General features: G+C 65.9%; 13 protein-coding genes. 6 read left to right on the plus strand and 7 right to left on the minus strand.

The features are described from left to right. The first annotated feature begins 53 nt into the window (after positions 1-53). A complete protein-coding gene (locus tag CSQ99_RS09720; protein ID WP_099038857.1) occupies positions 54-1,217 on the plus strand; it encodes an acyl-CoA dehydrogenase family protein in 1,164 nt (387 codons plus the stop codon). An 88-nt stretch (positions 1,218-1,305) separates the two neighbouring features. On the opposite strand, the gene CSQ99_RS09725 is transcribed toward CSQ99_RS09720, so the two are convergent. From CSQ99_RS09725 to CSQ99_RS09735, 3 genes are read right to left on the minus strand one after another with little or no spacing between them, the layout of a single operon-like run. Beyond that, the gene (locus tag CSQ99_RS09725; protein ID WP_099038858.1) at positions 1,306-2,718 is read right to left on the minus strand and encodes a multicopper oxidase family protein; all 1,413 of its coding nucleotides are present in this window, start codon (positions 2,716-2,718) and stop codon (positions 1,306-1,308) included. A gap of 23 nt (positions 2,719-2,741) precedes the next feature. Next, on the minus strand, positions 2,742-3,446 hold the full coding sequence (locus CSQ99_RS09730) for a TIGR03089 family protein (protein ID WP_099038859.1): 705 nt from the start codon (positions 3,444-3,446) through the stop codon (positions 2,742-2,744). A gap of 2 nt (positions 3,447-3,448) precedes the next feature. After that, a complete protein-coding gene (locus CSQ99_RS09735; RefSeq protein ID WP_099038860.1) occupies positions 3,449-4,912 on the minus strand; it encodes an LCP family protein in 1,464 nt (487 codons plus the stop codon). A 67-nt stretch (positions 4,913-4,979) separates the two neighbouring features. Here CSQ99_RS09735 and rfbD point away from each other — a divergent pair, with 67 nt between their 5' ends. The 3 genes from rfbD to manB are packed head-to-tail and all read left to right on the plus strand — an operon-like array spanning position 4,980 to position 7,866. Further along, positions 4,980-5,846 (plus strand): dTDP-4-dehydrorhamnose reductase, encoded by an 867-nt coding sequence (gene rfbD, locus CSQ99_RS09740; protein ID WP_099038861.1) that lies wholly within the window; start codon positions 4,980-4,982, stop codon positions 5,844-5,846. A 49-nt stretch (positions 5,847-5,895) separates the two neighbouring features. Further along, on the plus strand, positions 5,896-6,771 hold the full coding sequence (locus CSQ99_RS09745) for a glycosyltransferase family 2 protein (protein ID WP_099038862.1): 876 nt from the start codon (positions 5,896-5,898) through the stop codon (positions 6,769-6,771). An 18-nt stretch (positions 6,772-6,789) separates the two neighbouring features. Continuing rightward, positions 6,790-7,866 carry a mannose-1-phosphate guanylyltransferase gene (gene manB, locus CSQ99_RS09750; protein ID WP_176560951.1) on the plus strand — a complete coding sequence of 359 codons (1,077 nt, stop codon included), beginning with the start codon at positions 6,790-6,792 and terminating at the stop codon, positions 7,864-7,866. Positions 7,867-7,917: 51 nt separating this feature from the next. Here the strand turns inward: manB and CSQ99_RS09755 are convergent, their stop codons facing one another. From CSQ99_RS09755 to cofD, 3 genes are read right to left on the minus strand one after another with little or no spacing between them, the layout of a single operon-like run. Continuing rightward, entirely contained in the window at positions 7,918-8,454 is a 537-nt protein-coding gene (locus CSQ99_RS09755; RefSeq protein ID WP_099038864.1) for an NUDIX hydrolase, read from the minus strand. Then, the gene (locus CSQ99_RS09760; protein ID WP_099038865.1) at positions 8,451-9,800 is read right to left on the minus strand and encodes a coenzyme F420-0:L-glutamate ligase; all 1,350 of its coding nucleotides are present in this window, start codon (positions 9,798-9,800) and stop codon (positions 8,451-8,453) included. Before CSQ99_RS09760 ends, CSQ99_RS09755 begins: the two co-directional genes overlap by 4 nt. Next, the gene (cofD, locus tag CSQ99_RS09765) at positions 9,797-10,798 is read right to left on the minus strand and encodes a 2-phospho-L-lactate transferase (RefSeq protein WP_099038866.1); all 1,002 of its coding nucleotides are present in this window, start codon (positions 10,796-10,798) and stop codon (positions 9,797-9,799) included. Before cofD ends, CSQ99_RS09760 begins: the two co-directional genes overlap by 4 nt. Before the next feature lie 293 nt (positions 10,799-11,091). Here cofD and CSQ99_RS31850 point away from each other — a divergent pair, with 293 nt between their 5' ends. Beyond that, positions 11,092-11,508, plus strand: a complete 417-nt coding sequence (locus tag CSQ99_RS31850) for a WhiB family transcriptional regulator (RefSeq protein WP_006247596.1) — start codon at positions 11,092-11,094, stop codon at positions 11,506-11,508. 9 nt (positions 11,509-11,517) lie between these two features. Here CSQ99_RS31850 and CSQ99_RS09775 read toward each other — a convergent pair whose 3' ends face one another. Further along, on the minus strand, positions 11,518-11,940 hold the full coding sequence (locus CSQ99_RS09775; protein ID WP_006247595.1) for a metallopeptidase family protein: 423 nt from the start codon (positions 11,938-11,940) through the stop codon (positions 11,518-11,520). A gap of 173 nt (positions 11,941-12,113) precedes the next feature. Between CSQ99_RS09775 and CSQ99_RS09780 the strand changes: the two genes are divergently transcribed. Continuing rightward, positions 12,114-12,533, plus strand: coding sequence for a DUF3499 domain-containing protein (locus tag CSQ99_RS09780; RefSeq protein WP_099038867.1), 420 nt, complete (start codon positions 12,114-12,116; stop codon positions 12,531-12,533). Positions 12,534-12,537: the final 4 nt, after the last annotated feature.

The raw sequence follows: 12,537 nt of genomic DNA on the forward strand, positions 1-12,537 counted from the left end.
CCGGTTGAGGACGCCGGGACGGTAAAGTTACCGACGAGTAGCAAGGAGTCGCCATGGCCATCGGAAACCCGTCGTTTGATGCCTTCAAGCTTTCTGAGGAGCACATCGAGTTGCGCGCGGTGCTGCGCGATCTGTGCGACAAAGAGATCGCGCCGCATGCCGCGGATGTCGATGAGAAGGCGCGTTACACCGATGAGGCCCTTGCGGCGCTGACCGCTTCGGGGATGGCCGCGATCCATATTCCCGAGGAGTACGGCGGCCAGGGCGGGGATTCGGTCGCGGCGTGCATCGTCATCGAGGAAGTGGCGCGGGTATGTGCGTCGTCGTCGTTGATCCCGATCTGCAACAAGCTGGGCACGATGGGGCTGCTGTTGCGAGGGTCTGAGGAACTCAAGAAGCAGGTGCTGCCCAGCATCGCTTCCGGTGAGGCCGCGGCGTCCTATGCGCTCTCCGAGCGTGAGGCCGGTAGCGATGCGGCGGCCATGCGTACCCGTGCGCGCCGTGATGGCGATGAGTGGGTGCTCAACGGTGCGAAGTGCTGGATCTCCAATGGCGGGCATTCCACCTGGTACACGGTGATGGCGGTGACCGATCCCGACAAGGGCGCCAACGGTATCTCGGCGTTCGTGGTGCACCGCGACGATCCGGGATTCGCGGTGGGGGCCAAGGAGCGCAAGCTGGGCATCAAGGGTTCCCCGACGACGGAGTTGTATTTCGAGGACTGCCGTATCCCGGGGGATCGGATCATCGGCGACGAGGGCACCGGTTTCAAGACCGCGCTGGCCACCCTGGATCACACCCGCCCGACGATCGGCGCCCAAGCCGTCGGCATCGCCCAGGGGGCGCTGGAGGCGGCGATCGCATACACCAAGGAGCGCAAGCAGTTCCGGCAACGCATCGCCGATTTCCAGGCCGTGCAGTTCATGCTCGCCGATATGGCGATGAAGATCGAGGCGGCCCGGCTGATGGTGTACACCGCTGCAGCGCGCGCTGAGCGTGGTGAGCCCGATCTGGGATTCATCTCCTCGGCGGCCAAGTGCTACGCCTCTGACGTCGCGATGTCGGTGACCACCGACGCGGTGCAGCTGTTCGGTGGCTACGGCTATACCGTCGACTTCCCCGTCGAGCGGTTCATGCGCGACGCCAAGATCACCCAGATCTACGAGGGCACCAACCAGATCCAGCGTGTCGTCATGTCACGCGCACTGCTCAAGTAGAACGCCGCAATGCCGATTGTGCGGTTTCATTCGCGACACGCCGGCCCGGCCGTATGAAACCGCACATCCGCGGGCAACTCTCGGACCGTCAGCCGGCGTACTGAAGGAAGAACGCCATCCCCGCCTCGAGGTGATAGGTGTTGTGGCAGTGAGTGATCCATTTCCCGGGATTATCGGTGTCGAAGTCGACATCGACGGTCTGCAGCGGCGGCACCAGCACGGTGTCCTTGCGGGCTTTCGGGGTGTCACCGTTCATCACCTGGAACGTGTGGCCGTGTAGATGGAACGGATGAAACATCATCGACTCATTGATGTAGCGGATGCGGACCCGTTGGTTCGGCTGCACTGCCACCCCATCGCGCGGCGGGTCGTACAGCTTTCCGTTGATCGGCCAGTTGTAGCCGTCGACGGGTCCGGCCAGGCGGGCGTCGATGATCTGATCGGGCTCTTTCGCGGGCAGCGTGACCTCCGGCGCGGGTGACAGCGTCGCGGTGTCCAGCGGTTCCTGAGTACGTACCGACCCAACGAACTCGTCGACGTTCACCGTGGCGGGCCTATTGTTGACCCGCATGTTCAGCTGGGCGTGGCCCGGCTTGCCGTAGGGCACGGCGATGACCGGCAGCGACTCGTTGACGGTGATGATGGCGTCGACCCGCTCTCCCATGCCGAGGATGACCGAGTCCGCCTGTACCGGCATCACCGGGTAGCCGTCGGTCTGGATGACCGTCATGGACGTGCCTGGCACCGCTACCCGGAACGCCGTGTCGGAGCCGGCGTTGATCACCCGCATCCGAATCCGTTGGCCCGTACGGTAATCCGCGACCTGCGGATCTTTCGCGACGCGGCCGTTGATGATGAAGTAGGGGTAGGTGACGTCGCCGCCGTCTCGGCCGAGCGGAATCGCCGGAGTCACGCCAGGACCGCCGGGTTCCATCGGCTTCATCCCTGTCTTGCGCAGGTTCTCGAACACCTGGTCGGGGTTGGTGCCGGTGCCGTCGATCCAATCGTCCAGCACGACGACGAGTTCGTCGTCGTAGTCGACCTTCTCGTCGGGGTCCTCGATGATGAGTGGCCCGTACAGGCCGCGGTCCAGTTGGGTGCCGACATGCGAATGGAACCAATACGTTCCGGCGTCGGGCACCACGAAGTCGTAGGTGAACGTCTGACCCTTGGCCACCGCCGCCTGCGTCAGGGGCGGCACCCCGTCCATATCGTTGACGATCGCGATGCCGTGCCAGTGCACCGTGACGCCCTGCGGGAGGGCATTGGTCAATTCGGCCCGGAGTCGCTCCCCCTTGCGCAGGCGAATTTCACGAGCGGGCACCTGATTGTTATAGGCCCAGGTGCGAAGCGTGGCGCCGGTGAGGTCTATGTCGGTCTCGCCGGCCGCCAGAGTGAGATTCGCGGGTCCGGCTGACGGTGACTGCGACTGCGAGCAGGCGGCGCCCACCCCCGCGAAGCCCATCGCGCCCACGACCATGAACTGCCGTCGACTGATCATGATTTCAGCGTGGCACCGTTCGCTCAACCGCGGGTGATCTTCTCCATTTGTCTGCGGCGATCCATCGCTGCGGCATCCGGATTCGCCACCTGCACCAGTGATGCACCGGCCGCGAAAACTGCCAGCAGATTCTCGGTGAGGTTGTCCGCGTTCGCCCAGTCGGCCGTCGACAGCACGCGGTCCTCTGCAGTGAGACCTTGGGCGGCAGCGGACGCCTGCGCAGCGGACAGCACGTCGGTGACCGACCGGCCATCCAGCGCGGCTCCGGGATTGCGCTCGGGGGCAATCTGGTCGCCGTGCACGCGCACCGCGGTCGCGTAGTCCGTCAGGCCCACGGGAAGGTCGGGCACCGGCTTGCCGAACGGGTCGAGCGACAGCACCGCGATCTCGCCCATCCCCACGGCCTCGTCGGCCTCGCCGAGCCGCTCCGCCGTGCACAGTGCGATGTCGGCGGCTCCGCCGGTGATGACTTCGGCACCGATCCACCAGATCCCGAACAACACAGCGGCGGTTTGCCAGTGGGCGGGCAACAGCACCGCGACTCTGGCAGACGGTTCGACGCCCATTTCGTCGCGTAGCAGGTTGCCGGTCTTGGCCGCCCAGTTCACCAATGTGGCGGTGGACAATTCGATCCGCTCGCCGCTGGCATCGTCGTAGTAGGTGATCCGAGGCCCGGCGGGATCGGAGCCCATGAGCGGATCGAGGATGGCCGAACTGATTGTGGTCACGTCTAGTTGACGCACTCCGGGTCGTTCGAGCCGGCGGTGATGATCGGCGAGGCCAGCGGATCCTCCGGGGTCGGCCCGGAAGCCACCGGGTCGGCCGTCAGCGTCGGGTCGATACCGTCCAGGCCCGAACCGGGACCCGTGTAGTCGGCGGTCAGCACGACCCGCACCGACCCTGGAGCCACCGAAGGGTCCTCGACAATAGGTAGTCCGCCGAGGTCCTTGGAGATCGCCTGCGCGCCAAGGTCGTCGGCCTTGGGTGCCTGCACCTGGCTGCCCGTCACCGGGTCACCCTCGTGGTTGCCGGTGCTGCCGGCCGAGAAGCCCTTGTTGGTCAGCACGTTCGAGACCGCGGAGGCAAGCCCGTTGATATCGCTGGCGTTGACAACGTCGGCGGTCGTCTTCTCCGGTGTGTACGCGAGTTCTTCGGTCTTGCCCTCATCCTGGTCGTGCAGCAGCCCGTCGACCCAGTCCTTGACCTCGGAGGGGTCGACGCGCACCACGCTCTGCATCCCGTCGTCGCTCCAGCCGTTCTCCTGGAGTACCGGAATCGTGGCGAAGGCGACGTTGCCCGCCGCGAGCTTCTGCAACTGCTCCGCGAATTCCATGACGTCCCAGCCGTCGGAGAGCACCACCGAGCGCTGTACCGCGTTCTCGAGCCGGTTCAGGGTCGAAGGGCTTGACAGCGTCTTGCTCGAGATCACTTCGTGGGCAAGCGATGCCATCACCGCCTGCTGGCGCACCACCCGGTCGAGATCGCCGCGGGGCAGATCATGGCGCTGGCGGACGAAGCTCAGCGCCTGCGGGCCGGTCAGCTTCTGCCAACCCGCGGGGAAGTCCGCTCCCGAAAGGGGTTCGTAGACAGGATTTCTCAAGCACACATTCACCCCGCCGAGGGCGTCGGTGATGAGTGAGAATCCGAGGAGCCCGATTTCGGCGTAGTGGTCGACGGTGACGCCGGTCAGACTCGCCACGGTCTTGATCAACGCTTCGCGACCGGCCTCGACAGCCTGCGGTTCCGCCTGCGCTTTGTCCATGCCGTCCTGCTCGACCAGCTCGACCAGCTTCTCGAAGTGAGCCGAACCGTAGACGCCGTTGATTTTCATCTTCCCGACACCCGGCGCTTCGACGTAGGAGTCGCGCGGGATCGAGATCGCGGTGGCGGACTTCCCGCTGTTGGGGATCCGCACCAAGATGATGGTGTCGGTGTTGGTCGCCTCGTCGTCACCGGCGCGCAGCGTGGCGAGCTCTTCCTGGGTCAGTGGGTTTCCGTGCGCATCGGTGCGGCTGTCCACGCCGACCAGCAGGATGTCGATCGCACCATCCTCACCGCCGCCGCCCAGCGAGATGGGCGAGATGTGATTGATACCGGATTCGAACGATCGGATCTTGCCCCAGGCGACGCCGGTGCCGACGACGATCGCCAGTGCCATCGACACGGCGATGACACGGAGAGTACGAGCGGGCATCAGGCCAGGTTACTTGCGAAAAGGGCACAGAGTGGGGAGCGCGGGTCGGCGTGCCAGACTCGTACCTATGGGTTTTGCAGAAAATGGCCGAATCGTTATCGCCGGTGCCGGTGGCATGGTTGGACGTGAATTGGCAGCTCAGGCACGCAGTCGGGGCCACGATGTGCTGGCGCTGACGTCATCGGAGTGGGATATCACCGACGCCCCCGCAGCCGAGCGATTCATCGAACCCGGTGATGTGGTGATCAACTGCGCGGCATACACCAAGGTCGACGCGGCAGAGTCCGAGGAGGCGCGCGCCCACGCCGTCAACGCGGTCGGACCCGCCAATATCGCGCAAGCCTGTGCACGCGCAGGAGCTGAATTCATTCACATCTCCACCGATTACGTCTTCGACGGCGCCAAGGGGCGCCCGTACGAGATCGACGACGAGACCGGGCCGCAGGGCGTCTACGGTCGCACCAAACTGGCAGGTGAGTTCGCGGTGCTCGCCGCGATGCCCGACGCCCATATCGTCCGAACGGCGTGGGTCTACGAGGGTGGAGACGGAGGCGACTTCGTGGCCATAATGCGCCGGCTCGCCGGAGGCGATCAGACGGTGGACGTGGTGGCCGATCAGATTGGTTCACCGACGTATGCCGCTGACCTGGTTGGCGCGCTGCTCGAGGTGGCCGACGGCAACATCCGAGAACCGTTGCTGCATGCCGCCAACGGAGGGGAGGCCAGTCGCTACGAGCAAGCGCAGGCGATTTTCGAGGCGGTGGGCGCCGATCCTGCCCGGGTCCGACCCGTCGGCAGCGACCGCCATCCCAGGCCTGCGCCGCGGCCGCCGTACTCGGCGCTGTCTTCTGGGTTGTCGGCCGAAGCGGGGCTGACACCACTGCGGCCGTGGCGCGACGCGCTGGCCGCCGCGCTCGCCAAGCAGGCCGGTTAATCTCTACGCCGTGAGTAACGACTTTGAGTGATGAATTAGTGGACGGCGCGTGAGCGACGAATTAACCGTGGTGACCGTGACGTACTCACCAGGGCCACATCTGAACCGGTTCCTGGCGTCGTTGTCGCATGCCACCGATCGCGCGGTGACGGTCATCATGTCGGACAACGGATCCACCGACGGCGCGCCCGAAGAGGCGCTGGAGCACTATTCCAACGTGCGCCTGCTGCGCACCGGCGCAAACCTCGGCTACGGCAGCGCGGTGAACCGCGCCGTCGATGAGTTCTTGAAAGACAGTGCGGCCCAGTCAAGCTCGGATTTTTTCATCGTCGCCAATCCCGATGTCCAGTGGGGACCGAACAGCATCGACATCCTCTTGGACGCGGCGGCGCGCTGGCCGCGGGCGGGTGCGCTGGGGCCGATGATCCGCGACCCTGACGGCACGGTGTACCCGTCGGCGCGCCATCTACCCAGCCTGATCCGGGGCGGCATGCACGCGGTCGTCGGGCCGCTGTGGCGCTCCAATCCGTGGACCGCCGCCTACCGGCAGGTCAGGCTGGCGCCCAGCGAACGGCCCGTCGGATGGCTGTCCGGCTCGTGTCTGTTGCTGCGACGGGCGGCGTTCGACGAGATCGCCGGGTTCGACGAGCGCTATTTCATGTACATGGAGGATGTTGACCTAGGAGATCGCCTGGGCCGCGCGGGCTGGCAGAACGTCTATGTGCCGTCGGCGGAGATTTTGCATGACAAGGGCCACGCGACGGGACGCGATCCCGCCCGCAACTTGGCCGCCCACCACACCAGTACCTACACTTTCCTGGCGGATCGCTATCCGCACTGGTCGCAGGCGCCCCTGCGGTGGACAATCAAGGCCGCTCTCAGTGCGCGGGCAGGCCTGGTCGTGCGCAATTCTCGGCGTAAGTAGGCGAAGGGGGACGGGCTGATGAATCCGGCCGAAGTGGATGCCGTCATATTGGTCGGCGGTCTGGGTACCCGATTGCGCCCGTTGACGTTGTCGGCCCCCAAACCGATGCTGCCGACCGCCGGTCTGCCGTTCCTGACCCATCTGTTGTCGAGGATCGCCGATGCCGGCATCGAGCATGTCGTGCTCGGCACGTCGTACAAGGCAGCGGTGTTCGAGTCGGAATTCGGCGACGGATCGAAGATGGGGCTGCAGATCGACTATGTCGTCGAGACCGAGCCCCTTGGCACCGGTGGCGGCATCGCCAACGTGGCGTCGAAGCTGCGGCACTCCACCGCGCTGGTTTTCAACGGTGACATACTGTCCGGCGCCGATCTGCGTGCATTGCTGAACAGCCACGAGGCCAACAACGCCGACGTGACTCTGCACCTCGTCCGCGTCGGCGATCCACGGGCGTTCGGCTGCGTGCCGACGAATTCCGATGGTGTGGTCACCGCATTCCTGGAGAAGACGCAGGACCCGCCGACCGATCAGATCAACGCCGGGTCCTACGTCTTCAAGCGCGAGGTGATCGAGGGCATTCCGAAGGGGCGCCCGCTCTCCGTCGAGCGCGACGTGTTCCCGGCGCTGCTTGCCGATGGGTTTCGGGTGTGCGGCTATGTGGACTCGACCTATTGGCGGGACATGGGCACCCCCGAGGATTTCGTGCGCGGCTCTGCCGACCTGGTCCGCGGCATCGCGCCGTCACCGGCGCTGCACGGACACCGCGGTGAGGATCTGGTGCACGACGGTGCCAGCGTCGCGCCCGGTGCGCTGCTGATCGGCGGCACGGTGGTCGGGCGAGGTGCCGAGATCGCCGGCGGCGCACGCCTGGACGGCGCCGTGATCTTCGACGGAGCCAAGGTGGGCGCGGGTGCGGTGATCGAACGGTCGATCATCGGTTTCGGGGCCCGCATCGGGCCGCGCGCGCTGATCCGTGACGGCGTGATCGGTGACGGCGCGGACATCGGCGCACGCTGTGAGTTGTTGCGAGGTGCACGCGTGTGGCCGGGCGTCACGATCCCCGACGGCGGAATCCGTTACTCGACCGACGTCTAAGAGTGATTTCGGTGCGCTGACAGTCCGTGAGCGACTGTTTGCGCACCCAATTCACCGGTTGCGAGCGGCGGCCGCCAGCTGGATGAGCCCATGGTCGCAATCGTCGGGCAGCGCATCCAGCGGCCACCATCGAAGGTCCAACGACTCGTCGCTGCGGGCGAATTCAGCACCGGCAGGGGCGTGCACGACGAACTGCATATCGAGGTGGCGGGTCGGCACTCCGAGCGAACACGTGACGGGGTGTACATGCAGCGCGGCCAGCGTCGGATCGATCTCCAGGCCGTCGATGCCCGATTCCTCAGTGGCCTCCCGCAGCGCGGCGGCGACGATGTCGGCGTCGGATTCTTCGCAGTGCCCGCCGAGTTGCAGCCACCGGCCGAACCGCGGGTGCAGCGTCAGCAGCGCGTGAGATCCGCTGTGGTCGATGACCAACGCCGAACCGGTCACGTGCCCCGGCACGCACGCGCGTAGGCATCCGTCCGGGCGCGCCGCCAGGAACGCCAGTACTGCGTGGCGCAACGTGTCTTGATCGGGGTTGGGTGCCTGCCATTCGGTCAACACCTCGACCGCCGACGAGTGCAGACTCATCGCCGCACCAGGAGGTCGTCCGTCGGCATCGGATCGCGCGGTCCCGAAGGTCCGGAACCCTCTTCGGGATAGCCGATCGCGATGGCGCCCAACGGCTCCCAGTCGGTGGGCAGGCCGAGCTCGTCACGCACCAGATCGGCGGCGAAGATCGTCGACCCGATCCAGCAGCTGCCCACGTCGCGCACCGCCAGCGCCACCAGAAGGGCCTGTACCGCGGCGCCGACGGCGACGGTGAACATCGTGCGCTCAGCGGCGGTGCGCTCGGCGTCTGGGTAGCTGTGCGCGCCGTCGGGCACCATGAACGGGATGACGAGTTCGGGTGCGTCGTAGAGGATGGTGCCACGACTGACGCGGTGTTCGATCGACTCCGGTGTTCGCCCGTCGCTTGCTAGGTCGGCGCGCCACTTCGCCTTCATCCGGTCGAGCAGGGCCAACCGCACGGCCGGGTCCTGTACCCATACGAAGCGGACGGGGTGGGTGTGATGTGGCGCGGGAGCGGTGAGTGCTTCGGCGACGGCGGCCTCGATCTTATCGGGCGCAACGTGCTGACTGCTGAAGGTGCGTACCGATCGTCGCAACAGCTGAGCCTGGCGGCGGCCGAGTGCCATCGCCTCCTCGGTGCCCAGCCAGAACAGATCGTCCTCACCGGCACGCACCAACTGGCCGGCGTTGGAGCCGTTGTCTCGCAGGGACAGTCCACGCACCACCGCCACCGGGATATCGGTCAGCTTGCCCTTGACCAGGTCGGCTGCGGCGGCGATCTCGTCGGCGACGGCGATCTCGGTGACGATCAACTCGTTGCCGTGCCGGTCTACCGATCCTTCGTACCCGTGCAGCACCGTGAGCCCCGCCGCGCCGATCGCGACGTCGGTTTGTCCGTTCCGCCATGCCCGGCCCATGGTGTCGGTCACTACCACTCCCACGGTGACCCCGAGGCGTTCGCGCAGTCCCTCCCGTAGGGCCGCAGCACTGGCATCGGGGTCGGTGGGCAGCAGTGCGAGTTCTGCTGAGTCGACGTTGGAGCCGTCCACGCCGGCTGCCGCCTGAACCAGACCAATCGCATTCTCGGTGATCAGGGTCTTGCCCTTACGTGCCAGTACCCGCACTGCCTCCGCATCGATCAGCTTGCGCCGCAGGGCGTCTCGCTCGTCGGCGTCGACGGGTGCAGCTACGATGCGGCCCTCACACTTGGATATCACCTTGCTGGTGACCACCAGGATGTCGTCATCGCGTAGCCAGGGCGCCGCAGACGCGATGGCGGCGGTGAGATCGTCGCCCGGGCGGAACTCGGGAAGCCCTGGCACAGGGATCATTTCGATGGCTGCGGCAGATCCGTGTTCCGTCATTGGCGTGGATCCAACTTCAGCCCGGCCAGGTCCAACCCGGCGCGCACCATTTCGGCCGTCGTCGCGGGATTCTTCATCAACAGCGGCACCGCGCGCACCTCGATGCCGTCGATCTCGGCGTGGTCTCCCTCGTGTACGAGCCAGCCGTCGAGGATGCCGGTGCCGCTGCGGGCCCCGTAGTGCGTGCCGACGCCTTCGGAGGTACTGGCCACACCGATGACCGAAAGGCATTCGTCAGCCATGCCGCGCAACGGCTTACCGGCGATGATGGGGGAGTAGCCGATGACCTGTGCCGTCGTCGTGCGCAGCGCACCGCGGATGCCTGCGATATTCAAGATCGATCCGACACTCACCACCGGATTGGACGGAGCCACCAAGACGACGTCGGCGGTTTCGATGGACTCGACAACACCGGGACCGGCAGTCGCCGTATCGGCGCCGACGAACGCGAAGCTGTGGGTGGGTACCTGCGCGCGGTAGCGCACCCACCACTCCTGGAAGTGGATCGCCCGCTTCTCGCCGTCCTCGGGATCGGTGATGACAACATGAGTTTCGCTGCGATCGTCACTGGCGGGTAACAATCGCGCACCGGGCGACCATCGGCCACATAACGCCTCGGTTACCTGTGACAGCGGATATCCGGCACGCAACATTTGACTGCGCACAAGGTGGGTGGCGAGGTCGCGGTCGCCGAGGCCGAACCAGTCGGGCTGCACACCGTAGGCGGCGAGTTCTTCCTTGGCGTGCCAGGTTTCGTCGCGATGGCCCCAGCCACGCTCTGGGTCGATGCCGCCGCCCAACGTGTACATGCAGGTGTCGAGGTCAGGACAGATCCGTACGCCGAACATCCACGCGTCGTCACCGACGTTCACGACCGCGGTCAACTCGTGTGGTGAGGGGTCCGCAGAATCCCCGAACTGCCCCAGCCCCAACAGGTGCTGCACGCCGAGCAGGAAGCGGGCGCCGCCCACACCGCCGACCAGAACCGTGACCTTCACAGTGACCGACATTAGGCCGTCGGGGCCGAGCGAGGGCAGGTGGCCGAGGGTGTGACAGACACGCCGATATTTCGACGCGCCGAATTCGGGTCACGGAATGGTATGAATTTCTGTTCCAACGCTTGACCACGGCAGCTAGCGCGTGTGTAATCACACCAGTGTCATTTCGCGGTTGGCCGGCCGGTTTCGGTGTCGCAGACCGAGATTCGATCATATGTTCGAATCGAGATGGCCGCACAGAACACAATGGGGCTCTATTCACGGATCTAAGACATCAGGTGAGGAGGCGGAAAATGTCTTTTGAGTTCAGCGATTTCGATCATGTGGTCCGGTTCGACGACCGGGTACTCGGCTCAGTTGACAGCGCGCCGCACACCAATACCGGACCGGCACCGTTCGAGACGCCGCGGCGTCCCCAGTTAAGTCTGGTGCCTGCCCCGATTGATGTGGCGCCGGTAATCCCGGCATTGCCGGCAATGCTCACGCCGGAGGACGACCTCTGGCAAGAGAAGGCATTGTGTGCGCAAACCGACCCCGAGGCATTCTTCCCGGAGAAGGGTGGCTCGACCCGCGAGGCCAAGCGCATCTGCCAGGGCTGCGAGGTGCGCGACGCGTGCCTCGACTACGCGCTGGCCAAGGATGAACGCTTCGGCATCTGGGGCGGCCTCTCCGAGCGTGAGCGCCGCCGCCTCAAGCGCGGAGTGATCTAAGGGGCCCGTTCACACATCCTCGATCGTGGGGTCGATAACGGAGGGTTCGACTCCCAGATAGGTGGCCACCTGCGCCACCAGGATTTCATGCAGTAGCTCTGAGAGCTCGACGGTGTCTTTGGCCCGTCGCTCGATCGGCTTGCGGAACAACATAATTCGCGCCCGCGTCGCGTTACCGCGAACATCGACACCGGCCGGGATCAGCCGGGCCAGCGCGACAGGCCCGTCGGCGATGACCTCGGCGGGCCACTGGACGCTTTCGGGATCCTTGGGTGCGATCCGGGGGATTTCGTCGACGGCGATGTCGAGTGCCGACAGGCGTTCCTGCCATCGGCGTTCGATCGGCTCATAAGCCTCCAGCACGGCCATGTCGAACAGTTCGGCGCGGCTGCGCCAGCCGGGCACCGTCGCCGGAATGAGCGGCCCGCGCATCTCGCGGCCGCGGCGTGATCGCAAATGTCGGCGCCCGATGCCGGTTATCGCGTGCTCCTTCGTCCAAATACGCAAATCGTCCGCAACGACACAAATCGTAACGGTTGGAGATCGACACTCAGATGCGCGCGTGTCCGGCGGCGTGCGCCGTTTGCGCACGATAGATTCTCGCTGTGAACGTTCCCCGTCGCTGCTGCCGGCCCGGGTGCCCCCACTATGCAGTTGCGACGCTGACCTTCGTCTACTCCGACTCGACGGCAGTCGTCGGCCCGCTGGCCACGGTGTCCGAGCCGCACTCGTGGGATCTGTGCGTGCTGCACGCCGGCCGAATCACTGCCCCGCGCGGCTGGGAGCTGGTTCGCCACGCGGGTCCACTGCCGAGCCACCCCGACGAGGATGACCTGGTGGCGCTGGCCGACGCGGTGCGTGAAGGGCGCGATGTCTCTGCCCCGATCAGCGGAGTGGCCGCGGGGTTTTCCGATCCGGTCACCGGGATGCCCGGCGGGGCGCTCATGGCGCCGCCGGCCCGACGGGCCGACTCCAACGGGCGACGGCGGGGCCACCTGCGGGTGTTGCCAGACCCTCCCGAGTAAGCGT

The organism is Mycobacterium neglectum, from assembly GCF_002591975.1.
Classification (GTDB): Bacteria; Actinomycetota; Actinomycetes; order Mycobacteriales; family Mycobacteriaceae; genus Mycobacterium; species Mycobacterium neglectum.

Bases quoted from the DNA above. Each gene is read 5' to 3' on its own strand.
- CSQ99_RS09720 (WP_099038857.1), top strand. From the start codon at position 54: ATGGCCATCGGAAACCCGTCGTTTGATGCCTTCAAGCTTTCTGAGGAG.
- CSQ99_RS09725 (WP_099038858.1), bottom strand. From the start codon at position 2,718: ATGATCAGTCGACGGCAGTTCATGGTCGTGGGCGCGATGGGCTTCGCG.
- CSQ99_RS09735 (WP_099038860.1), bottom strand. From the start codon at position 4,912: ATGCCCGCTCGTACTCTCCGTGTCATCGCCGTGTCGATGGCACTGGCG.
- rfbD (WP_099038861.1), top strand. From the start codon at position 4,980: ATGGGTTTTGCAGAAAATGGCCGAATCGTTATCGCCGGTGCCGGTGGC.
- manB (WP_176560951.1), top strand. From the start codon at position 6,790: ATGAATCCGGCCGAAGTGGATGCCGTCATATTGGTCGGCGGTCTGGGT.
- CSQ99_RS09755 (WP_099038864.1), bottom strand. From the start codon at position 8,454: ATGAGTCTGCACTCGTCGGCGGTCGAGGTGTTGACCGAATGGCAGGCA.
- CSQ99_RS09760 (WP_099038865.1), bottom strand. From the start codon at position 9,800: ATGACGGAACACGGATCTGCCGCAGCCATCGAAATGATCCCTGTGCCA.
- CSQ99_RS31850 (WP_006247596.1), top strand. From the start codon at position 11,092: ATGTCTTTTGAGTTCAGCGATTTCGATCATGTGGTCCGGTTCGACGAC.
- CSQ99_RS09775 (WP_006247595.1), bottom strand. From the start codon at position 11,940: ATGCGCGGGCCGCTCATTCCGGCGACGGTGCCCGGCTGGCGCAGCCGC.